General features: G+C 63.2%; 22 protein-coding genes and 1 pseudogene. 8 read left to right on the top strand and 15 right to left on the bottom strand.

The window, feature by feature from the left end; genetic code table 11:
- Positions 1 to 2: 2 nt before the first annotated feature.
- The 9 genes from ACZIRK_RS24840 to ACZIRK_RS24800 form a co-directional block, all read right to left on the bottom strand.
- Positions 3 to 1880 (bottom strand): putative porin, encoded by a 1878-nt coding sequence (locus ACZIRK_RS24840; protein WP_130231500.1) that lies wholly within the window; start codon positions 1878 to 1880, stop codon positions 3 to 5.
- A 47-nt stretch (positions 1881 to 1927) separates the two neighbouring features.
- Positions 1928 to 2665, bottom strand: a complete 738-nt coding sequence (locus tag ACZIRK_RS24835; protein WP_463328247.1) for a TonB C-terminal domain-containing protein — start codon at positions 2663 to 2665, stop codon at positions 1928 to 1930.
- Positions 2662 to 2994 carry a hypothetical protein gene (locus ACZIRK_RS24830; RefSeq protein WP_245475176.1) on the bottom strand — a complete coding sequence of 111 codons (333 nt, stop codon included), beginning with the start codon at positions 2992 to 2994 and terminating at the stop codon, positions 2662 to 2664. Before ACZIRK_RS24830 ends, ACZIRK_RS24835 begins: the two co-directional genes overlap by 4 nt.
- 167 nt (positions 2995 to 3161) lie before the next feature.
- On the bottom strand, positions 3162 to 3566 hold the full coding sequence (locus ACZIRK_RS24825) for an ExbD/TolR family protein (protein ID WP_027584694.1): 405 nt from the start codon (positions 3564 to 3566) through the stop codon (positions 3162 to 3164).
- A gap of 6 nt (positions 3567 to 3572) precedes the next feature.
- A complete protein-coding gene (locus tag ACZIRK_RS24820) occupies positions 3573 to 5597 on the bottom strand; it encodes a DUF2341 domain-containing protein (protein ID WP_463328246.1) in 2025 nt (674 codons plus the stop codon).
- Positions 5597 to 7336, bottom strand: coding sequence for a ShlB/FhaC/HecB family hemolysin secretion/activation protein (locus ACZIRK_RS24815; RefSeq protein ID WP_463328245.1), 1740 nt, complete (start codon positions 7334 to 7336; stop codon positions 5597 to 5599). The genes ACZIRK_RS24820 and ACZIRK_RS24815 overlap by 1 nt, the downstream gene beginning before the upstream one ends.
- Positions 7337 to 7567: 231 nt before the next feature.
- Entirely contained in the window at positions 7568 to 8005 is a 438-nt protein-coding gene (locus ACZIRK_RS24810) for a hypothetical protein (RefSeq protein WP_245475107.1), read from the bottom strand.
- 19 nt (positions 8006 to 8024) lie between these two features.
- Positions 8025 to 8828 (bottom strand): S1 family peptidase, encoded by an 804-nt coding sequence (locus tag ACZIRK_RS24805; protein WP_130230455.1) that lies wholly within the window; start codon positions 8826 to 8828, stop codon positions 8025 to 8027.
- Between the two features lie 80 nt (positions 8829 to 8908).
- Positions 8909 to 9907 carry a FecR family protein gene (locus tag ACZIRK_RS24800; protein WP_245475106.1) on the bottom strand — a complete coding sequence of 333 codons (999 nt, stop codon included), beginning with the start codon at positions 9905 to 9907 and terminating at the stop codon, positions 8909 to 8911.
- 172 nt (positions 9908 to 10079) lie between these two features.
- On the opposite strand from ACZIRK_RS24800, the gene ACZIRK_RS24795 reads away from it, so the two are divergent.
- Positions 10080 to 10214, top strand: a complete 135-nt coding sequence (locus ACZIRK_RS24795; RefSeq protein ID WP_283813341.1) for a hypothetical protein — start codon at positions 10080 to 10082, stop codon at positions 10212 to 10214.
- 87 nt (positions 10215 to 10301) lie between these two features.
- Here the strand turns inward: ACZIRK_RS24795 and ACZIRK_RS24790 are convergent, their stop codons facing one another.
- On the bottom strand, positions 10302 to 10856 hold the full coding sequence (locus ACZIRK_RS24790) for an RNA polymerase sigma factor (protein WP_028164570.1): 555 nt from the start codon (positions 10854 to 10856) through the stop codon (positions 10302 to 10304).
- Between the two features lie 273 nt (positions 10857 to 11129).
- The gene (locus tag ACZIRK_RS24785) at positions 11130 to 11843 is read right to left on the bottom strand and encodes an STN domain-containing protein (protein ID WP_130230453.1); all 714 of its coding nucleotides are present in this window, start codon (positions 11841 to 11843) and stop codon (positions 11130 to 11132) included.
- Positions 11844 to 12338: 495 nt separating this feature from the next.
- On the opposite strand from ACZIRK_RS24785, the gene ACZIRK_RS24780 reads away from it, so the two are divergent.
- The 4 genes from ACZIRK_RS24780 (at position 12339) to ACZIRK_RS24765 (ending at position 16041) form a co-directional block, all read left to right on the top strand.
- A complete protein-coding gene (locus ACZIRK_RS24780; protein ID WP_130230451.1) occupies positions 12339 to 12809 on the top strand; it encodes a DUF2231 domain-containing protein in 471 nt (156 codons plus the stop codon).
- On the top strand, positions 12806 to 14170 hold the full coding sequence (locus ACZIRK_RS24775; RefSeq protein WP_130230449.1) for a PQQ-dependent sugar dehydrogenase: 1365 nt from the start codon (positions 12806 to 12808) through the stop codon (positions 14168 to 14170). The genes ACZIRK_RS24780 and ACZIRK_RS24775 overlap by 4 nt, the downstream gene beginning before the upstream one ends.
- Before the next feature lie 559 nt (positions 14171 to 14729).
- Positions 14730 to 15644: an RNA polymerase factor sigma-32 gene (locus ACZIRK_RS24770; RefSeq protein ID WP_463328244.1), complete on the top strand. Its 915-nt coding sequence runs from the start codon at positions 14730 to 14732 to the stop codon at positions 15642 to 15644.
- A gap of 112 nt (positions 15645 to 15756) precedes the next feature.
- Positions 15757 to 16041, top strand: a complete 285-nt coding sequence (locus ACZIRK_RS24765; protein WP_130226319.1) for a DUF2158 domain-containing protein — start codon at positions 15757 to 15759, stop codon at positions 16039 to 16041.
- 154 nt (positions 16042 to 16195) lie between these two features.
- Here ACZIRK_RS24765 and ACZIRK_RS24760 read toward each other — a convergent pair whose 3' ends face one another.
- The 3 genes from ACZIRK_RS24760 to ACZIRK_RS24750 form a co-directional block, all read right to left on the bottom strand.
- Positions 16196 to 16414: a hypothetical protein gene (locus tag ACZIRK_RS24760; protein ID WP_130226320.1), complete on the bottom strand. Its 219-nt coding sequence runs from the start codon at positions 16412 to 16414 to the stop codon at positions 16196 to 16198.
- A 213-nt stretch (positions 16415 to 16627) separates the two neighbouring features.
- Entirely contained in the window at positions 16628 to 17407 is a 780-nt protein-coding gene (locus tag ACZIRK_RS24755) for an MBL fold metallo-hydrolase (RefSeq protein ID WP_130226356.1), read from the bottom strand.
- A 76-nt stretch (positions 17408 to 17483) separates the two neighbouring features.
- On the bottom strand, positions 17484 to 18467 hold the full coding sequence (locus ACZIRK_RS24750; RefSeq protein WP_130226321.1) for a polysaccharide deacetylase family protein: 984 nt from the start codon (positions 18465 to 18467) through the stop codon (positions 17484 to 17486).
- A gap of 200 nt (positions 18468 to 18667) precedes the next feature.
- Here ACZIRK_RS24750 and ACZIRK_RS24745 point away from each other — a divergent pair, with 200 nt between their 5' ends.
- Both ACZIRK_RS24745 and ACZIRK_RS24740 read left to right on the top strand, forming a co-directional pair.
- Complete coding sequence (locus tag ACZIRK_RS24745; RefSeq protein WP_130226322.1) at positions 18668 to 19582, top strand: LysR family transcriptional regulator; 915 nt, start codon at positions 18668 to 18670, stop codon at positions 19580 to 19582.
- Positions 19583 to 19711: 129 nt separating this feature from the next.
- Positions 19712 to 19944: pseudogene (locus ACZIRK_RS24740) on the top strand (transposase); the annotation flags it as partial.
- Between the two features lie 137 nt (positions 19945 to 20081).
- On the opposite strand, the gene ACZIRK_RS24735 reads toward ACZIRK_RS24740, so the two are convergent.
- A complete protein-coding gene (locus tag ACZIRK_RS24735) occupies positions 20082 to 21263 on the bottom strand; it encodes an MFS transporter (RefSeq protein ID WP_463328243.1) in 1182 nt (393 codons plus the stop codon).
- A 103-nt stretch (positions 21264 to 21366) separates the two neighbouring features.
- Between ACZIRK_RS24735 and ACZIRK_RS24730 the strand changes: the two genes are divergently transcribed.
- The gene (locus tag ACZIRK_RS24730) at positions 21367 to 22326 is read left to right on the top strand and encodes a LysR family transcriptional regulator (protein WP_130226324.1); all 960 of its coding nucleotides are present in this window, start codon (positions 21367 to 21369) and stop codon (positions 22324 to 22326) included.
- Positions 22327 to 22622 lie beyond the last annotated feature (296 nt).

Below are 22622 nucleotides of genomic sequence, written 5' to 3'. Positions count from 1 at the left end.
GATCAGAACTTTGCGTTGAGATCGACCAAGAGGACGTCGACGGCATAGGGCGAGCCGGCGATGTTGTTGGCGCTCAGCCAGCGCATCGACGCCCATACGTTCTCGCTGAGACCGACATTGGCGCCGAGGAAGTAACCCTTGAGGTTGGTGCCGCCGAGCCCGAAATCGGAATCGGCGAAGGCATCGAGCGTCGCGTCCGACTCCAGGTATTTGTAGCCGACATGCACGTTCCAGTCGGCGAAGTGCTTGATCTCCTTGTTGCCGACGGTGACGCGCGTCATCCAGCCCATGTCGCCGCCGTTGAACGGGCCAAGCACCGACCCGCTCGCGGTACCAGCGCGGTTGTTGATGGCGATGCCGGGGACGTTGGACACAGGCGCAAGCCCGGTGCCGGGGATCGTCAGCGCGCGATTGAACGCTGAGTTCCAGACAAATTCGCCGTCGAGCACGATGTGGAACGGATGGAATTCGCCGAGGTCGAGCGAGGCGCTGGCGACCACCGGGCGGAATTTCTGGACCAGTCCGAAATACTGAAACTGAAGGTTCTGGCCCAAATTATTGTGGACATCGCTGTAGATGTTGCGCAACATCATGTAGGTGTTGCCCTTCTGGGCAAACAGCGGCCGCGACAGATCCGAGCTGCAGCTATCCGAACTCGAGCCGACAAAGCAAGTCTCGGAGAGCTGCCCCTGCACGTTCTCGAAATCGTAATAGGCCACGCCGAAGCGGAACTCAGAGACCGGGTCGAACCGTGCGGCAAAGCCGCCTTGGGCGCCGAACAACCATTTGTCGTGGCTCGGAAGCTTTCCACCACCATTCTCGTAAGACGCGTTGGTACCCGCGTTGAAGTCGGTATTGAAGATCGGAAACGCGCCCAGGACGCCGAACGCCGTAATGTTCGGAATCACCTCCTGCTTGGCCTGCACGGCGAAGCCGTCGAAGCCGAGTTCGCGGTACCAGACCAGATCGGTCGGCGACCAGAACGGATTGTCGAAACGCCCGACCTGCGCCACCACGTCCTGGTTCGGGAGCTGATACTTCAGGAAGCCCCGATCGAGCCAGATCGAATATTTGGAGAAATTCGAGCCGCTGCCCCCCAGCGTCTGGTTGGTCGAGACCGGCGAGTTGCTCTCGCCGGTCGCGATCCGCAGGCCCGCCGCGAAGCCGTTGGTGAGGTCGGCGTCCATGCCGAGGCGGGCGCGCAGCCGCACCTGGTTGCGGTTCTGATAGGTGTTGTACGTCGGGATTTGGTTGAGGTTGTCTGGTCCCAGATTGTAAGGCGAGCCTGAGTTGATGGCGTTGAAGTTGATCAGCCCCGGATCGTTGCCGGTCGGGAAGAAGCTGCCCATATAACGAGCGCGCACGTCGCCGTAGAAGCGGATGCGCTGCGCCCATTCCGGATACGCGCCCGGCGAGGCCCAGTTCTCCTTCTCGGCCTTTGCCATCACTTCCTTCTTGATGTCCTCGCGCAATTGCCGCTTCACGATCTCCGGCACATAGGTGACGTGCCGGGTGCCGGGCGGATTGGCGGCAGCCGCGGCCGCGGTCGCTGCCTTCGCGGCTTCATCCGCCTTGCTGGTGGCGTCCTTGGAGGCCTGGCGCGACACATAGGCTTCGTCCTCGGCCTGCTTGATCAGCGACTGCGCCTCATCCTCGCTCAGCAGCTTGCGCTTCACCATGAGGTTGAGAAGATTGACCGTCGTATTCGGCGAGGTCGGCTTGGCATCCGACACTTTCGGCCGCTTGGACTCCACCTTCTTCTCAGGCGCACCGGCCTCGTCCGCGGGCTGGCCAAGTGCTGGCGCCACGCAGGACAGCGCAGCCAGCGAGACAGCGAGCAGCAGCGTGCGCCGGCGTGCACCTGGATTAATCTCAAACATTTTGTCCCCAGTCCTCTTGTAGTCCGTTGTGTTTGACAAACGTCGCGTTAGCTCGGCCGACGCGCGGTCACGCGCGTCACCATCGGCATCGGCATGTCTTTCGGCGGCGGTTCGCGCAGCGTCAGACTGCCGAGAATGTCGTTACGTATCAGCGTGTCGAGTTCGGCATCGCCGGTCGACGGCACGAGCTGAACCCGGTTGATGCGGCCGGTGCTGTCGGCCCACAGGCGGATTTGCACCTCCATCACCGCCCGGCGCGTCCTGTTGTTGGCGCGCAGCGCGGATTCGATCTGCGCCTGCACCATCGAGGCGTACCAGCCCCAACGGCTGCCACCGCCGCCCCCACCGCCGTAAGGACTGCCGCCCGGCTTGCCGCCGAGATTGAAGAGATCGCCCGGTCCGGTCGCCTGCGCGTCAAGCGACAGCGGCCCCGGCGGCTCGTCGTTCTTGGCGTCCTTGACCGGCTCGTCCTGCGGCTTCTCGATGGGCTTTTCTTCCTTGAACTCCGGTTCGGCCATCTTCGGCTGCTCGATCATCTTCTGCTCGGGCGGCGGAGGTGGCGGTGGCGGCGGAGGTGGCGGCGTGATGTTGACGATCGTGATCTCGCGGACCTGTCGCGGCGGCGGCAGATCGTCCCCGCCGAACAGCCAGTAGCCTGCCCCGCCGAACAGCAAGGCGATCACCACAAGCGCCGCGCCGTAGCGCATCCCGGGGCCGCGGAATATAGAGCGCTGACGATCTGACGGCTCGTCCGGCAGATTCCAATCGTCCCGAAGCTTGCTCACGATACGACCTCGACCTGCCGCAGACCGCGATCGCGCTCAGCGAAATACTGAAAGACGAATTCAACGAGCCTTGTGAACTCTTTCGTCTCCAGCGTCAGCGCTAGTACGGGCGAGGCATCTATCTTGAGATGAAAGGTTTCGTCTTCGGCGTTGAACTCGACATAGGCGTCGCGGTCGATCGACAGGCGCGGCCGGCGGCCGCGCGAGATCGTCGCCAGGAACGGATCATCCTCCAGCTCTCCGGCCGTGACGCGGCCGCGGAGCTCGTTCGCCAGCTTGACCAGAAGCGCTTCGCCCCGAATGGGAAACGGCAGAACGACAGAACTCACGCAATCCCCTCCCTTCGCGGCATCGGAGGCAAGGTTATCGAGAGCCGGCCCGACCAGCCGCAGCCGGACGAGCGCTCGCTGCAGCGCATCGAGCGCACGCTCATAGGCGCGTTTGCGCCGAATGGGCGTGTGAGGAAGAGGCGTTGGCACCGGGATCGACGATCGCATCACTTCACGAGCGGTTTGGTGGCGAGTCCAACCTGGTTGAGGCCGATGCGGCCCAAGAGGTCGAGCACGTCCATCACGCTTTGGTACTGGGCCTGCGCGTCGCCGCGCAGCACCACGGGGAACTCCGGCGTCAGCGCCTTCTGCTGCACCAGGCGCTGCTCGAGCTCGGGCAAGGTCACCGGAATGGTGTCGAGGAAGATCTTGCCGTCGTTGGCGACCGTGATCGCCTTGGTGGTCTGCGTCGCCAGCGACGGCGCGGCCGAGGCCTTCGGCAGGTTGACCTTCTGGCCCTGCACGGTCGCCGTCGTCATGATGATGAAGATCACCAGCAGCACGTAGGCGAGGTCCAACATCGGGGTGATGTTGATGTCGTCATACGGCTTGGAGTCGCTCTGCAGCTGCATCGCCGTTTACTCCGCGGCCATGCGGTGCAGGGTCGGGTCCGGCCGGTCGGCGGAGTAGAACTCCGCCATCTTGGTCACGAACTCGTCGACGAAGACCTGGATGTCGCTGGTCAGGTCCTTGATCTTGGAGATCAGGTAGTTGTAGCCGAACAGCGCCGGGATCGCGACGCCGAGGCCGGCCACGGTGGCGACCAGCGCCGCCGCGATGCCGGGCGCGATCGCGTTGACGTTGACGTCGCCGGAGGCCGCGATCGCCGCGAAGGTGATCATGACGCCGACCACGGTGCCGAGCAGGCCGAGGAACGGACCGCCGGAGATCGCGATGGTCAGGATCACCATCAGCCGGTTCAGCCGCTGGATCTCCTTGACCACGCCGCTGTCGAGCGCGGCGCGGATCGCCGCGATCGAGGCGCCGGACAGCACCGGGGCGGCGCCATTCCGGAAGCGGTGGCGGATCTCCTCGGCGCCGATGTGGTAGATGCGATAGAGCGAGGACGCCTTCATCGCCTTGGCATCGGCCGCCGACAGCCGGCCGCCGAGGGTGGCGACGTCGGCATCCGCGCCGCGGTCGAGGATGGTGAGGTCGTCGGCGACCGCGCGGAAGTGCTTCATGAACACCGCGTTGGCCTTGGCCTGGCGGTTCAGATAGCCGGAGCGGTCGACCATCACCACCCAGCTCAAGGCCGCCATGATCACCAAGAGGCCGATCACCACCCAGCCGTCGAGCGTGACCGACTTCAGGATCACCGCGAAGTAGCCCGACAGCCAGCTGCCGGTTTCCTCATCGACGCTGAAGGCGATCAGCTTGGCCTGGTCGGGGCCCTGCCCGACCGCGGCGAACTTGATGAAGCCGGCCGGCCGCGCGATCTTCGCGATCTGCAGTTCGTCGACGTCGCCGGCAAAGCCCGCCATCGCCGGGACCGCGACCGGCGCCGCGGCGGCCGCATCGTCCGCCGCCGGCGCCGCGCTGCCGTCCGCAGCCGTCGCAGCAGGGGACTGCGCGGCTGCGGACGGGGCGGCCTGGGTGACCGGAGGTGCACTGGAGGTTGCAGAGGTGTCACCTCCGATCAGGGCCACCGTGTTCAGCGCCGGCAACGCGGCGGCGACCGACGCGTAAGGAGTGCCGTCCAGCATCAAGGTCACCTGGCCGTTGTTCGCGACCACCGCCAGATGATGCCAGGTGCTAGGTGCGACCGGCGCGCCGGTGCCGCTGCGCTGCGCGGCGCCGGCCGTCGTCACCTCGACGAACGGCGCGCCATTGTCCAGACCGATCACCAGCGCATTGCCGGCCGCCGCATCGCGGCGGCTGTAGAGCGCCGCGTTCGGCTGCGCCGCCGCCGGCTTGATCCACGCCGACCAGGTGAACGCGCCACCGGCGGCCTGCGTCAGCGACGGCGAGGCCGGCAGCGTCACCGGGTTCTGCCCGGTCAGCCGCACGCCATTGCCGATGAGCGCGCCTTCCGCCGGCTGGCCGACGCTCTGGGCGTTGTTGGCCCACACCGAGGAATCCAGCGACGGCGTGCCGCGCTCGTTGAAGTGATAGACCAGCAGCGTGTCGGGGTCGTAGGTCGCCTTGGCGTCGGCCGCGGCCAGCGCCTTCTTGTTGCCGTAGTAGAGCCAGATCTCGGCCTTGGCCCCCGGCTGCAGGTTCGGCACCGCGACCCAGAGCAGCGCCTCGCTGAGCAGCCCGTCATATTTCTCGACGTGATACTTCAGCGGCGTCTTGTCGTCGCCGGCGACGAACCTGAGGTCGGAGCCGTCGTCCTTGGCGGAGGCAAAGCGGAAATTGCCGGTGTGCAGCCGCACCAGCACCGGCGTCGAGCCGATCGGGTCGGTGATGTTGGCGCCCGCGGCGCTTGCATCGATCGTGATCTTCTTGCGCAGCTGCCACTCATCGTTCCACCAGGCGTTCGCCGGCGCCGCCAGCGCCAGCACCGCCACCACGGCCAGCAACAGCATCGCCGCCGCGTTCGCGGCCGCGCGCCTCGCACCGCTCCCCATGGCCCGCATCTTGTCCCATCCCATCATCATCAGAATTCACCCCAGAGCCGAACGTTGAAGCGCGGGTCGCCCGCGCGCGTATAGGTTTGGCTGACCATCGGAACGGACAGCGCGAACATGCCATTGAAGGCGTTGAACACCTTGAAGCGGGTGCCGACGCCGTAGCTCCACAGGTTGAACGCCGACTGCTGATCCGGCAGCGGCTTCTGGATGCTGACATGCGCGGCGTCGGCAAAGGCGAACAGCCGCCACTCGTTGAAGGTGGTGAAACGCGGCGCGCCCTGGCCGGTCTCGTCCTTCATCTCCTTCTGCAGCATCGCGCCGAGATCCGGGCTGCGGAGCTCCAGATTGCCGATCACGCCGTCATCGCCGAGCACCTCGGATTCCAGATAGCCGCGCACGGTGTTGAGGCCGCCGGCGCTGAGCTGCTCGCTCGACACCAGAGGGCCGTCGGCGACCTGCGCCTGCACCTTGCCCCAGAGCTGGAAGTTCTCCGGCAATTCCTGGGTGTGCGCGACGTCGACGTTGAAATGCGTGAAGCTCGGCGAGGCGTAGTAGCGCTTGGCGTCGAACTCGGTCCAGTCGCTGCCGAACGGCCGCAGGCTGTAGGTGATGCCGGCGTTGAACTGGGTGGTGAAGGTCTCGTTCTGGAACGTCGCGCCGTAGCTGGCAACCACCGGATAATAGGTCACCGGCGAGGCGAAACTGTCGGTGCCGAGCCCCACGGTCTGATCGAAGTGCTTGTAGTCCACCCCGACCGACAGCGTCTGGAAGAAGTTCTCGCGGCCCGGCAAGGTCATCACCGCGCGGCCGCCGATGATCTCGCCGGGGCCGACGATGTTGGTGCCGCCGACGGTGGCGACGTTGCTGCTCGACTTCACGCCGTAGAGCAAAAAGCTCAGCCATTCGACGTCGGGAATCCGCGCCAGATACGACCCCGAGAACACCTCGGCATCGCCCGGCCGCTGCGGCGCCACCTGATAGGTGAAGCTGGCGGAATGCCCGAGCTGCCACAGATTGTCGTAGTGCACAGTGGCGATGAGGCGGGCCGGCGTGGTGTTCGGCGAGTTGGCGTTGTTGACCTCGACGGTGCCGTGGAGCGGCGCCTTGTCCTCGATGTTGAGGTCGACATCCACCGTGCCCGGCGCGACGCCAGCGCGCAGCGCGGGCGTGACCCGCCGGTCCGGCCATTGGTTGAGCGCGACGATGTCCTTGGTGACATCGTTGAAATTCGGCAGCGTGCCCTCTTTCAGCGAGGCCGCCCGGTCCTTGATCTGCTCGATGTCGAAGTAACGCGAATTCTTCACCCGCAGCCGCCCGACCTTCATCTCCGCCACCTTGAGAATGACGACCCCGCGCAGCGCATTCTGCGTCGGCACCGACACGCTGACGGTCTGAAAGCCCTTGTCGCGATAGGCCTTCTCCAGCGCCGCGCGCGCCTTCTCGACGTCGTCGGCGCTCTTGTTCGGCCCGAGGAACGGATAGATCGCCTCCTCGATCTCGATCTGCGGCAGCTTGTCGGCGCCCTGCACCGCGAAATCGTCGATGTCGAAGCGTTGCGCCGGCGCCGCCGCATTGTCCGCATTCGCGGGCTGCTGCGCCGTGGGTGCATTCGCCGGCTGCGGCGCCCTTTGCGGCGCGGCGCCTGCCTCACCCCACGTCAGCGCGCAAAGACCGCCGGCGATCACCGACACGACAGGCCTCAGGCCGAGCAACACCGTTCGGGCGGACGCAGGTCCGCCACGCTTGTAACCGATCTCAGATTGCACGGGTGCTCGCTCGTCTCCTGGGCACGCACATGACGACACGGCGGAATGCCGCGTTCATGGTGCCTCACTTCAACAGACGATCGAGCCGGAACGAGACTGAATCAAAGTCTTAAGAAATTTTTGCGCGCCTTACGATTCGCGGACAGCGCGTGCGCCGTGCGGATCGCCAGCGAAGCGCGCGGCGCAAACCACGCGGCATCGGGCTTTCCCGGCGTCGTCCCGGTCGTGATGCTATTTCAGATTCAGCAACAGGCGCAGGCGCAGGGGCTGCAGCATTTCCGGTGGCGGCGCCTCCCCGACATTGCCCCGCGTGAGGATCTTCCGCAGATCGGCGTCGGCCTGCGCATTGTTGAGCGGAGGGAAGGTCACCTTTTCGACCGAGCCGTCAGGATTGAGCCAGGCGCGCACCTCGAGCATCTGCGGCGCCCCGTCCTCTTTTCCGCGGTGTTCGCGAAGATAGGCCCGGAAACGATTGCCGACCTCGTCATCCGCTCCCATCCAGTCTTCAAAACGATACCTGACCAGCTTCGCGAATTGAGTCCAATGCGGCGGCGCCTTGCTCGCCTCGCGATATTCCTGCGACCGCGCTGGCGCGGAAACCAGCGCCGGCGAAAACGTCGCCACGATGGCTGTCGCCGCAACCCAACCGGCTATCTTGGACAAACTCATCTGCCACATCCGTCTCGCCTCAATTCTGCAAACACGTGACCCGCGCCGAGAGCGAGGCCGCTCGGCTGGCGCGCGAGGTCGTGGCGACGATCTGGGATCGGTCATCTTCCGCGACACGAACTCCCTTGGAGGCGAGGAAACTCTTGGCGTCCCCTGCCCCCACCGCGACCACACGGCTCGATCCGGTCCTGCGGCTTATGATCCCTTGTACCAGGCCACGACTGTCCAGTACCGGCGCACCGCTGGCGCCGAAGGTGACATCCGTATCTATCTGCAGCACACCCGACTGGCTGCCTGGGCTTCCCGCCACGGTCGCGTTTGCAAACATGCCGCGGCTGGTCGCCAGCTTATCGTAAGCGGAGGCAAACACCATGTCGTTGGTGCTCACGCCGACCGTATTCGGGAAAACCGCAGCCAGCCCCAGGGTCTTCGTCACCTTGATCAGCGCGATATCCGCGCTGGGCGACAAGGCCACGAGCTGCGCCGCTAGCGCCCGGCCTTCCTTGAAGACAATGAGCCGCGCGCAATCTTCCGCCGCATGACGGGCGGTCAACATATGGCCCTTGTCGTCGACAAAAAAGCCGGTGCCGGTCTTTTGGCGGTTAGGCACCGTAGGCTCCTGCGTGCGCGCCAGGGGCGAAACCTCAGACCGCTGCTGATGCGCCGCGAAATTCCCAACCGCCCAGCCGATGTCATGAGCCTCGGCGCGCCAGGCGGCCGCCGTTGTCAACCCCAGCAGTCCGACACCGACCGCGATGCCTCGGATGACGGTGGCCAACCCGCGACACCGGTGCGCGCCATCCGCATGTCGCGGCTTGATCATTGAATCCTCTTGTCCTGCAATTTGTCTGGCAGACCCGTTTTCGAACAATTTGTCGCGGGGCGCGGAGTCCGTTCAAGACGCTAGCTCAGCAACACGATGCCTCCCGGCAAGCTCCGCGCCGTGGCGCCGAACAGGCCGTGGGCCTGAGCGATGAAGTCGTCGAGGTGATCGAGATGGAAGGTGCCCGAAATCATGCGGTGCCCAAGCTGCTCGTCCATAACGACAATCCTGCCCGGCCGGTAGCGATTGATCTCTTCGACCAAACGATTGACCGGCCAGTCGCGGACAATCAGAAGACCCTTTCGCCAGCCATTCGCCTGTTCCAGATCCGCCTGCGAGGCGCGTCCGAGCCCCATCTCCGCCGAATAGGATATCTGCTGCTCGCCCGAAATGGCGACGCGTTGTCCTTTCCATTCGACTTCGACGGCGCCTTCAAGGCACGACACCGAGACGGCACGATCGAGACATCTCACATTGAAACTGGCACGATGCGCCGTGACCCGGCCTCCGGCGGCATCAATGACAAGTGGCGCGGGCGCGTCGCGCTCCGCCTGGACGGCGGCCTCGCCCGAAATCAGCTCGATGCGCGGAGCCCCCTGCTCGGATCGTACGGCGATGCTGGTCTGGGTGTTGAGCGTCAGCGAGACATTGTCGGCCAATGCGATGTTGCGCCGTTCGCCCTTGCCGGTCCGATAGTCCGCCGAAAGTTCTTCGAAAGACGGCCATAGCCCCATCGGCGGACGAACGACCACGTATCCGGCGGCCACCGATGCGGCGGCAGCCATCGCGCCCCCGATCAGCGCCCGGCGGCTGAGCCTGTCGCGCGCGTCGCGTTGACTGCGGCGTTCAACATTCACAAGCTCTTGGCTTGCGAGCACGCGCGTCGCCTCGCCGAAACTGCGCCACAGCCTCACGGCATCGCGGAAGGCGGCCTCGTGCTCAGCGCTGCGCTGCCGCCAAAGCGCCAAAGCGGCAGCATCGTCCGACGACGCCGACCCGGAGTGCAGGCGAATAACCCACGCAAGCGCCTGCCGCAGCAGCGGGTCAAGCTCGGAAGGAATATCGTCGCCTGCGGTCAAGGCCAATCGCTCTTTGTTGATTCTCCCGCCGAATGACTTCGGCGTACTCAGAAATACCGCGTCCTCATGCTCTATAGACGATTGACGCAAAGGAAGACTGAATCGAAAATGCAGCCTATCCGCACTTTCAAGCTCTTTGTCGCTATAGAAAGTGCATCTTTCAAAATTTTTCTTGAAGATTCGCGATCCGCGCCGGCATTCAACCGTGCGCGTTGGAAAAATGCCGCTGGAGCATGATCCGGAAAAGTGGAAACCGGTTTTCCCTCGCGACAAACGCGAAGCGTTTGCGCAGGAAGATCATGCTTAAACAAAGAGACGAGATCATGATCCGATTCCGTCCAATCGGATCATGATCTAGACAGCCTGACAAGCACGTCTCTCGCCAAGACGCAAGCTACTCGCTGGCCTTCGCCTTTGGACGCGGCCCGAGACGCCGGAGAACGGTGCGGCCCAGCCGACGGCTGAGATGCTCCATGGCATGCTGCAGGTCGAAATCGACCGTGCGCACATTGATGCCAAACCGATCCGCGATCTCGCGGTGGGGCTGATGATCAAGATGGGCTGCGATAAATACGTCGCGCCGCCGGGCGGGCAATTCTGCGAGAGCCTTCTGAAATTCCGTCAGCTCGATGCGCGATTCCGTCACCATTGCCGGGTCCGGACGGTCGTCGGGGATGACGTCCATGATCGCCGCGATTTCCGAGGCGTTCAACAAGTGCCGATCGCTTTTGCGCCGATCCTTGGCGACATTCAGCGCGGTACGAAACAGATAGTCGACGGGGCTATGAATCGGCACCGCATCGGATACTCGATCGACCCGCAGAAACGCTTCGTGCAGCGCCTCGCGCGCGAAATCCGAGGAGCCAAGGCAACGCGTCAGACGCCTAGCCAAGCCCTCGTAATCAGCTGCGACTGTCTCTCGCAGAGATTTACTATTCGAATCAGACACCTACCAGCCCCGCAACGCCACGCCCTGCGTTTCGCAGATCGTAGTCAGTCCCACTATTTTCCCTATCCACCGAGGATGACACTCGCGTGACGGACATCAGTCACTCGCAAGCTGGTCGGCGATTGCGGCAATCGAACCACAGGTGCGGGAATATTAAGATACCGCGGCCATTCAGCCGGAAGCTTGCAACGGCTGCGCCCCGAGAATCGTTTGATCGCCCCAGCATCGAGTAAGATGTCGCCGGAGCTTGAGGCAACCCTTTATATTAGTCGCCTACAGCGCGTGGATCGAGATCATGAAGCGGATCGGGAGCGGCATGTTGGGCGGCGCCTGCTGGCTCAACACCAGGCCACGCAAGCTCTCGGCGATCGAGCTATCCCGATCAAAGTCGCCTGTCGAACCGTCGAGCTCGGCCCTGTCTATGACTCGCGAGGACGGCGTCACCCATAGTTTGACCGCGACCCGATATTCGCCCCGCCTGGTCCGCCCGCCCTTCTTGAGCGCCTTCTGAATGTCCGATTGCAGGAGGCTGATATATTCTCCCAGATTGCGATCGGGAGCGTCGGTCGTACCGCGAACGCGTAACGTTCCAAGCGTTATGTCCGCGGAGACTGGGGGATGGATGCGCGGCTCGTCCGGATCCGGCACGGACGCCGGCGCGAGCGTCACGGCATTGGATCGGCTATAGCGAACCCTCAGGTCAGTATCGGCCAGGAGCATCAGCAGCGCGGCCTGCGGCGTAAACTCGCCGTTGACCGACAGCGAACGGAAGCCGGCTGCCGAGGTCGTTTCGAACATCACCTGGACGCCGGCCTGCTGGCTGTACGCCTGCAGCGCGTCGATCAGTGGCTGCGCCGGGATATTGAACGTCATGAGCCCGACCGGCGGCGTCCGCTCGTTTCCAGATGCGACGGTAACCCCGACCAGAATGACAAGTACCGCCACGACCTTCGCCAAGGTCCAGGCGCCGAGGCGGGGTAAGTTCATCCTCTGCCGGACTTGCGCCCGGGACGAAGCGATTTGGCCAATACTTAGCATCACTGACAACTGAGCCGTCTCGCCGGCTACTTCCTCGCAAGGGCCTTCGATTTCGCGCAAGCAGATCCCGGAGGTCGCGCCATCCCTCGGTCCTCACATCGTACCTTCCTATGTCAACCATATGACAGATTGCCTGACGGCGTCACCTGCCCGACCTTGGCACATCAGCCGATACCGCCGCGGCCGAACGAGCGCGCGCCTCGAGACGATGACGCGGGAAGCAGCTCGGATAGGTTTCGCGAGCCGGCCGAGCTCAGCGGGTAAGGTCACAGAGGATTTACCGTCAGTTTCGAACGCGTGCTTTTGAAAGCGCGCCCCACTTTCCCATCTGCAATGTATGGGAGCTGCGAAGCGCTCCGGCATATCGAACAGATCGAAAGTTGCCTCGCAAAGCAGGCGTCGGCGCAAAGCCGCGCACTTGCACACGATGGTGAGGATCGAAGTATGACACAGATCGCGGTGGCCTACACCAACTCCACAGTCGAAACTGAAGCGGTGCCGGTGGTTGCGCCCCGCCGGCACGCCATCCATCAAGTGCTGCTGCCGTTTTCGGTCGCCTACTTGATCGGCGCCTTCGTCACCGATCTCGCCTATTGGCGAACTGCGCTGGTGATGTGGGAAAGATTTTCGGTCTGGCTGATTGCGGCCGGATTGGTGATCGCGGCGCTTGCGGCCATCGCCGCCGTGATCGATCTCCTGATCGACAGGCAGAGGCCGGCCTGGTTTCGTGCACTCACCTATGTCGTCGCGATCGTGCTCTCGATCGTGAATGTCCTCGTTCACAGCCGCGATGGTTACACCGCTGTCGTGCCGACCGGCCTCGCGCTCTCGGGACTCGTCACGATCCTCCTGCTGTCGCTGGCGGTGGGAGGCTGGGGCTTGACCTATGGCGATCGCGCAGGAGCAGTCGAATGACCAGCTTGCTCAATCTTGCCCGTGCGACGAACCTGCCGCGCTTTGCCACCGTGGCTGTCGCCGCTGCTGCCTTGAGTCTTGCGGGCTGTGACGACAGCGGCGGGAATCCCGCAAGGCAGATCGGCGCCCATCCGTACTTGCCGGAGGTGCAGCAATATCTGCTGCCGCCGATCAGGATTGCGCGGCCAGCTCCGTGGGGTGACGAAACGCCGAAGGTGGCGGAAGGGTTGCAGGTCCGTGCATTGGCCACGGGGTTCCAACATCCGCGATCGCTTTACGTGCTGCCGAACGGCGACGTGCTGGTGGTCGAAAGCAACGGCCCGAAGGCCCCGGTCTTCCGGCCCAAGGATCTCGTCACCGGCTGGGTGCAATGGTTCGCCGGCGCCAAGGCTGAGGATGCAAATCGCATCACGCTGCTGCGCGACACCAATGGCGACGGCATTCCCGATCTCCGCACCGTGTTTCTCGACCACCTCAACTCACCGTTTGGCGTCGCTCTGGTCGGCCACGATCTCTACGTCGCGAACACCGATGCGATCGTGCGATATCCGTACGAGGATGGACAAACCAGCATCACTGCATCAGGCACCAAGCTGACCGATCTTCCCGGCGGGCCTATCGACCATCACTGGACCAAGACCTTGCTCGCGAGCCCCGACGGCGCAAAGCTCTATGTCGGTGTCGGCTCGAACAGCAACATCACCGAGAACGGCATCCAGGCCGAGTACGAGAGAGCCGCGATCTGGGAGATCGACCGCGCGAGCGGCGCCCATCGCATCTTCGCCAGCGGCGTGCGCAATCCCACCGGGCTGCAGTGGGAGCCCGAGACCGGCAAGCTCTGGGCCATCGCCAACGAACGCGATGAGATCGGTCCCGATCTCGTGCCGGACTATTTGACCTCGGTGCAGGATGGCGGCTTTTATGGCTGGCCTTACAGCTACTACGGCCAGCATCTCGATCCGCGCGTCGAGCCGCAACGCCCCGATCTCGTGGCCAAGGCGATCGTGCCGGACTATGCCCTGAGTTCGCATGTGGCACCGCTCGGCCTCGCCATGTACACAGGCAACAACCTTCCAGCGCAATATCATGGAGGTGCATTCGTCGCCGAGCATGGTAGCTGGGACCGAACCCCGCTCAACGGCTACAAGGTGGTGTTCGTGCCGTTTAGCGGCGGCAAGCCATCCGGTCCGGCGCAGGACGTCGTCACGGGATTCCTCAGTGCGGACGACCACGCGCGCGGCAGGCCGGTTGGCCTCGCGATCGATCGGGCGGGTGCACTGCTGATCGCCGACGATGTCGGAAACACGGTGTGGCGGGTGTCCGCCACGAGCCCAGCGGCCCAAACCAAGTCGGACACATAAGCGCTAGAGGAGCCCAAGGAGCAAGGCAGAGCCGGGCGTCGTTCGCGACGTCCGGCTCTGCATCATCGGAATGGCGCGCGGCCCGCGAGCAATGGCAAGAGCGAGATCGCACGCATTTGCGAATTCGCACGGCGCCTCCCCTCCTCGACCAACCTGCGCTTCACAAATAACCGCGGCGTGAACTCGCTTGCCTGCGAGCACAGCAAGCTCACCGATTTGTAAGCAGCATCCTCTCAATCGGACGTGAACTCATTAAACGCCTGTTTAGTGGCTCCGCCGACCACGCCTGGCCTACGTTCAGCTTGCAGCTAACTCGAAGCGAGAGCGTGATCGCCATGAACAGCTCAGTGCACGTTACCGGCCCCGACCGGCTTCGACCTCGGCACGACACAAACTCCGGGCTTCGACCGAAGTGATCTGAAATGTGCGTTTCAGCAAAAACCGTCGCTCTCGAAAGACCGATGCAACGCCTGCCGCTAATGATCGTACTGCCTCGACATAGCGCGGGCCTCGACCAGCACTCGACGCAAAGCGTCGGGCGCAGATAGGAACCTTTACGATGGAACAATACTCTCTATTGGACGCAGAACAGGAACAGCAATTTGCACGCCGTTGGCATGAACTCGGCGATCAGGCCGCGCTGCATGCACTCGTCAAAAGTCATCTCAGGCTTGCAGCCAAGGTAGCGCGGCATTATCGCGGATATGGTCTCCCGCTCGCCGATATCATCGCCGAAGCCAATGTCGGTCTGGTCGTTGCCGCACAACGCTTCGAGCCGGACCGTGGCTCGCGGTTTTCGACATACGCATTATGGTGGATCAAGGCGAGCATTCACGAATATATCCTGCGCTCCTGGTCGCTCGTCAAGATCGGCACCACCGCCGCTCAGAAGAAGCTGTTCTTCCGCCTCAGGAGCGAAATCAGGAAAGTCTCGAACAACCAGACCTCGCTCACGCCGGAAATTGCCAATGTGGTCGCCGAGCACCTGGGCGTTACCGCTGCCGACGTGATCGAGATGGACGGCCGGCTGCGCGGCGATTTTTCCCTGAACAAGCCGATGGACGACGATGGACAAACGGCGGAATGGGAAACGATGCTGGTCGATAATTCCCCTGACGCCGAAGTGATACTGGCGGAGCGGGACGAGACGACCCAGCAGACGACCGCACTCTCAGCCGCGCTCAAGGTGCTGACACCGCGGGAGCGACAGGTCTTCGAGGCGCGGCGCCTCACCGACAACCCGCCCACGCTGGCAGAACTCGCGAGCCGGATGGACATTTCGCCCGAGCGCGTGCGGCAGATCGAGAACCACGCCTTTGAAAAAGTGAAGCGCGCAGCGGTCGGCTATCTGAGGACCGATCGATTGACGCCTGATGGCGCGACGAGCGTGCCGCCGCCCACGCAACGTGACCGCCCGCAGAGGAACGAGTCGGGTCATGAACGGGTACGCGCGGAATACGAAATGCAGATTTAGAGCATGATCCGGAAAAGTGGATACCGGTTTTCCGAAAAGACCATGCTCAATGCCCTAGAGGCGGACTGAGGATCTCACCTCATTGTCCCCTGCAAGACACGGAGGCTGCGACATGCTCGCGATGATGAAGCGCTTGTCGATCGGTGCCGGTTTGATCCTCTCACTCAACGCACCTTTCTTCGCTCAAGCATTTGCCGCTCCGGCTTCACAGGGCATCTCGACCGCCGGCCCCGCCACGCCCGAATTTCGCCCCGGCGATCTTGTCCGCCTGCGCTCAGGCGGGTCATTGATGACGGTCGACACGGTCAAGGACGATCAGGTCGACTGCTTCTGGACCGACGGCAGCGGCCAGACCAACAACGCGACCTTCCCCGTCCAGGTCCTCCGAAAATTCTGATGCCAAACAGACATCGTGGGGCGGATTAGGCCGTGTACCCACAAACCCTGCGGCGTGATGCGACGAACGCAATGTCCGCTTTGCCCCTATAGCGGCCGAGTTCGTGCGGCAGCGCAATATGTCGCGATGGGCCAAAACCCGAAATGGCTCGGTCCTATTTCATCTCGCCCATCGGCGACAATGAAGGATTATTCTTGTCGCCGCTGGTGAAGCGGCCGCTCAGCGGCCCGAGCGATGGATCAATTCCGCCACGTTCGGCAGTATCCTCATCACGACCGCATCGAGTCCGGCTGAGTTTGGATGAAATCCGCTCCTTCGCACATTGGGCTGCGAGTCGTTCCCGCGCACTGTCAAACTTCGGATAGAACAACATACCGTGTTCGCTGGCGAACTGGAGAATATCGCGACGAACGCCTTGCTATTTCCTCGCCTAGGCAGGCGCGAGCCCGCGCTCCAAAGCGCAGCCCGATGAGAGGCTTCGCGGAAGCAACCAGAATCGTTCCGCGGAAAGGCTCTGGACTGTTTCGTCGCTTCGCCCCTCGCAATGACGAGTGGAGAGCGTGCCTCGGGCTATTTCGGCCTCCTGTCAAGCTGCTGCGAATTCGAGTGGCATGCCCTTTTCGATTCGAGTCAGGCGATTTGCCAGACCGAACGTGCGGAAGACATCGGCGAGTTGTTCCTGGCTCTCCCGCAAGTGGCCCCAACCTTCGTTGTGAACCGAGACCAGTCTCGAATTCGGAAACGCGTGCGCGGCTTCCAAAGCATCCTCGCTACCCATTGTCATGCGGAAACGCCCTCGCGGCTCCGCGGCACCGGTGTACAGCACGACAACCTTTGGAGAGAAGCGGCGCGCAACGTCCGCGGTGCCATCGAACCAGAGAGTATCGCCGGTGATGTAGATGAGATCACCCGGCTCATTAACCCCGAGGGCAAATCCAACCACGTCGCCAGCGTCGACCCCGATCGGTCCATGGCGTGCCGGTGTCGCCGTCACGAACAGCTTCGTGCTGCGACCCACCTCGAGCGAGCGCGTCTCGAACGGCCTCAGGCCGACGACACTTCCGCCGAGACGCTGCGCCCCCGACTTTGTCGTGTAGGTCACACCGATGCTGGGCAGAAGAGCGCGGCCAGAGTTGTCGAGATTGTCGAAATGATGGTCGTGGCTCAGCAACACGGCGTCGAGCCTGCCAATCTGCTCGATCGAAAGGGCAGGCCCTTCGGTCTTAAGGTGCTTCACAGGGCTATGTGGTCCCTGATACTGCCCGGGCGGGTCAAACGTCGGATCCGTCAGCAGGCGAATGTCGTCAATCTGAATGAGGACAGTCGGGCCGCCGATCAAGGTCAGCGTCATATTCGAGGCAGTCATGGCCACTCCTGGTCGATCGCGCTGTCCGGCCGAATGTCACACGCGGCGGTAACCTTCGGCCAAGCCGTGCACTCCATCAGGCCGACGGCCCCGAAAGACCGGTCTTCTGCACAGGGCCACGATCGAGGTACGGGGTCTTGTCGCGCGTCTTCAGCGCCCAATTCGCGATCTCGTCCTTACGGGCAAACCAGACGGCCGGCTTGCTCTTTGCGTATGTGAAAAAGCGATCAAGGGCGCGCACGCGATTGGCGTGACCGGAGAGGCGGTCATGGACCGCCATCACCATCATCCGACGGCGACTGGCCCCTTCCTCATAAAGCTGATCGAATTCGTCCTTGAGCGACTGCTCATAGGCAGCCGGGTTATAGCCCTCGAATGGGTAAGACACGATGTCGTTCAAATGGAAAGTGTAAGGCACTGTGACGAAATCGCCGCCCCTGACTGGCAGAATGAACGGCTCGTCCATACTGGCTTCGTCCAAATAGTAGGTGAAACCGAGCTCTTTTAGGATATCGAGTGTGTGCGGGCTGTTGCGTACCCAATAGGCGCTCCATCCCTTCGGCGTTTGGCCGGTCGCGCGCTCGATGCTGTTCATGTTGTCGATGATGAACTGCCGCTCATCAGCCGGGCTCAGATCATAGCTCGCCGACCAGGTGCGGCCGTGGGCGGCCGCTTCGTGTCCGCGACGCACGACCTCTTGTGCCAAAGCGGGATCCTTGTCGACCGCTTGCCCGATCATGAAGGCGGTGACCTTGATGCCGTGCTTGTCGAACAGGTTGAGCAAACGCGGCGTGCCCTCGTAGACGCCGTACTGGAACACGCCGTTAGTCGGCATGTCCGGCAAGCCGTCCTTGATCGGTTCGGGGATCACGCCAGGAGCGCCGGAGAGGGGCTGACCGCCGCCTTCGTACATTAAGGAAATGCTGATCGCGAGACGCGCGCCATTGGGCCAGAGCGAGGAATTGTCTGTCATTGTCGCCTCCTTTCCTTCGACCGTTACATTCAGCGTCATTGCAGCAGCCGAGGCACCGGTGGAGGTCAGAAATTCGCGGCGGTTCATGATGGGCCCTCCAAATCCCGGATCAGAAGTGCTGACGCGTCGCAAGTCATTACGCCTACGGATCGTCGAGGCCCACCAGGGCGTTGATGGAGTCGGCGAACTGCTTCTGGCTCTATCAGCCGTGGCTACCGTGAATAATTTGGCTCATGCAAACATTCGGAGTAGTCTAAAAAAATGACTTTCATAAATACGAGATCTGTATGAATGATCGCTTCACCTCAATGCGGCTGTTCGTGCGGGTCGCACGGAGCGGCGGTTTCTCCGTGGCAGCGCGCGAGATCGGGATTACGCAGCCGACCGCGTCCAGGATCGTGGCGGCGCTGGAGAAGCAAATCGGCGTCGCATTGTTGCTGCGCAGCACGCGGGCTGTGACGCTCACGGAAGCCGGCGCGGATTATCTCGCTCGGTGCGAGGCGATCCTCGCAGCGCTCGATGAAGCCGATCATGCTGCACGGGGCACCGGTGAGTTGCGCGGCACCCTGAGAGTGGCGGCGTCTCCGTCCTTCGCTTCTCGTACGATCATGCCAAAGCTCGCCAAGTTTAGCGATCGGCATCCGAAGCTGCGCATGGAATTTTCGCTCGACGATGCTCGGCACAACCTCATCGAAGATTCCGTGGACGTGGCCGTCAGGATAGGCTCCCTCGATGACAGCACCGCTGTGGCGCGCAAGATTGGCACTCTTCACCGGGCTCTCGTCGCCGCCCCGTCGTACCTGGCGCGAGCCGGTGCTCCTTCCGTGCCGGCTGAGATCACCAAGCACACGCTCATTGTGGGACCTGCGGGTGGGTCTTCAGAGGCATGGTCGTTTCGTAAAGCCAGAAAGGCTGTTTCAGTTCGCATCCAAGGACGATTTGTTATCAGCGCGACGGAAACAGCGTCTGCCGCTGCAGTTGCAGGCTTGGGTATCTGTTCGACCAGCCAGGGAAGCGTTCGGGCTGAGCTGCGGTCGGGGGCACTCGTCAGGATCTTGCCAGACTGGGAAGTTGGTTCGGCCGACATCAACGTGATTTTGCCGGCTGGCCGCGCCGCCAAGGCGTCAGCTCGTGCCTTCGCCGAGTTTATCGCGGAGCGAGTTCATGAAATGGAGCGGGACTTTCCCTGGGAAGGAAATTGAAATCGCCGGTATCCGTGACCTCGGGTCACTCGTGAGGAACCTCGACTCCTTTGCGTGATTTTTCTGCGGCCACCATGTCCGTTGTGGGTCATTTTCGACGGATTCAACAGGGGTTGTCGGCAGGTTAATGACGCCGACTGGATCAGAGAGCTTGCCATGAAGAAGGGCGCGTGGGCCAACATCCCGCCGAAAAGCAATCGCAGCGATCCGATCTGCTTCAGCCCCTATCTCTACCGCGCTCGCAACCGGGTCGAGCGGTTCTTCAACAGGATCAAACAATGTCGTCGGGTGGCGACGCGTTACGACAGGCTCGCTGCCAACTCCTTGCCTTCGTTCAACTCGCGTCGATCAGGCTATGGCTGCGCCTTAATGAGTCCGCGTCCTTGCGCCCCACGCTCCGCTATATCTCGAGGACGAAGGCGAGAAACGTAATCCGCCATTCGCTTTCGACCAAACCGGCCGGATTATTTCGAGCTTCACTGTGGAAATCGGCCGGCGCCTATTCCGCAGGACAGGTCGCCGCCCGGGCCTGCGGCCGATCCAGGCGCAGGCTCCACAGCGCCAGGACAAGACCGGCCGAGGTGATCGCCGCCGCAACCAGCGGCAGTGCGGTGAGACCAAGTCCATGATCGATGGTGATCCCGCCGGCCCAGGCGCCGAATGCATTGCCGAGATTGAAGGCGGCGATGTTGAGGCTCGAGGCGAGCGTCCGTCCGGCTTCGCCTGCCGTTTCGAGCACCCGGAGCTGCAGCGGCGCTACGGTCGCGAACGCCGCGATGCCGAGCAGTCCGACCAGCACGATGGTCAGCACCTTCAGCGGAAGCACAGCGGTCATTGCGACCAGGACGACCGCGAGCGCGGCCAGCGTTCCGATCAGCGCGCGCGGCAGGCCTCGATCGGCCAGCCGTCCGCCGGCGACGTTGCCGATCGACAGCCCGAGCCCGAACACCAGGAGGATCGGCGACACGGCAGCATCGGAAAATCCGGTGACGCGTGTGAGGATCGGCTGGATGTAGGTGAAGACCGTGAACACCCCGGCATAGCCGAGCACCGTCATGGCGAGGCAGAGCTGGACCTGCGGACGAAGCATCACCGCCAGTTCATCTCGGACCTTCACCGCATTGCCGTCCTCGCCCACACTGCCCGGCACGAACAACGCCACGACGGCAAAGGCCCCGACGCCGATCGCGGTGACCGCCCAGAACGCCGCGCGCCATCCGAGCGATAGCCCGATCCAGGCGCCGAACGGCACGCCGAGAATGGTCGCCACCGTGAGGCCGACGAACATCGTCGCGATCGCGGAAGCGCGCTTGTCCTCGGCGACGAGGCTTGTCGCGACCACCGAGCCGACGCCGAAAAACGTGCCGTGTGCCAATGAGGTCAGCACCCGAGCAGCCATCAGCAGCCCATAGCTCGGCGCCAGCGCACAGGCGGCATTGCCGAGTGTGAAAATGGCCATCAGCGCCAGCAGCACGGCCTTGCGCGGCATCCGCCGCGTCGCCAGCGTCAGGATCGGCGCGCCGACGAACACGCCCAGCGCGTAGCCGGAGATGAGCAGGCCCGCGGCCGATACCGACACCTGCATGTCGGCAGCGACCTGCAGCAGAAGACCCATGATGACGAATTCAGTGGTACCGATGCCGAAGGCACCGGCGGTGAGCGCGAGGACAGCGATGGGCAAGGACGTGGCTCCGGACTGGAAGGACGGCAAGTCCGGAAATAGCGCTGTGAGGTTGCAGGAATTAGAGGGCGACAAGTCCAATCATTTGTGACACCAGTTCAACATGGTCCGATCAGACACCAACCGCTCCGGCGAAATGGAAGTGTTCGTCCGCGTCGTCGATCGCGCCGGCTTTACTGCCGCAGCGCGGAGCCTGCGGCTCACGCCCTCGGGCGTCAGCAAGCTGGTGTCGCGGATGGAGGCACGCCTCGGCGCCAGGCTCATCAACCGCTCCACGCGCAAGCTGCAGCTCACGCCGGAAGGTGAAGCCTTCTATCAACGTGCGGTCCGCATCCTCGCCGAGATCCAGGAAGCCGAACATGAAGCCGCCGCCGGCGCGACGCCGCGAGGCCATCTCACCGTCAACAGCAACATCCCGTTCGGCTCATTGCATATCCTTCCGCTGGTACCGCGCTTCCTTGCCGAGCATCCCGGGATCACGCTCGATATCGTCCTTACCGACACCGTGATCGACCTGATGCAGGAGCGCGCTGATATCGCGATCCGGGCCGGCCCGCTGCAGGTGTCGCGGCTGATCGCGCGCAAGCTCGCGACCAGCCGCATGGTCGTCGTGGCCTCGCCGGACTACCTCGCCAAACATGGCACGCCCAAGACGCCGACCGAGCTCGCCAACCACCGCGGCATCGGCTGGACCTTTCCGCGCACGATCCGCGGCTGGCCATTCCGCAAGGGAGAGCGGATCGAAGAGGTGCTGCCGCCGCCGATGGTCCGTGCCAGCGACGGCGAAGCCGTGCGCCGGCTCGTTTTGGGCGGCGCCGGGCTGGCGCGCCTTGCTTTGTTCCACATCGGTCCGGACATCGAGGCCGGACGATTGGTTCCGGTGCTTCAAACTCTCAATCCCGGCGACCGCGAAGATATTCACGCGGTCTATGTGGGCCATGCCGGCCCCCTTCCCGCCCGCGTGCGCGCCTTCATCGATTTCCTGTCGCGCCACATCCGGCTCAGCGACCCCGCGCTCAAGCGAACGGCCGACGGCAAGTGGAAGCTGGTGAGGAAATCGTAAGGGGGCGGGTTAGCGTCCCACGCTGCGCGATAATCAACGAGCGCGGGAGAAGCGTAGTCCTGCCGTTCGCTCGTACGAATACGCCGTGGTTATTCCGGGGCGCGCGCAGCGCGAGCTATGATGTGCGATTGCACATCAGAGAATCCATCTGGCCACAGGCGCGAGCGGCGAATTGGATTTTCCGGGCTCATCGCTTCGCGATGCCCCGGAATGACGGCTCCGTCATTGCAAGCGTAAGCGAATCATCCGCTGATTTACCAACCTCAGAGAACCCCGACCACCCCGCCGCTCCGCCA

The sequence above is a fragment of the Bradyrhizobium sp. Leo114 genome, from assembly GCF_055229415.2.
The sequence above is the reverse complement of the archived record's forward strand: the minus strand, read 5'-3'. Positions and strand labels throughout refer to the sequence as shown.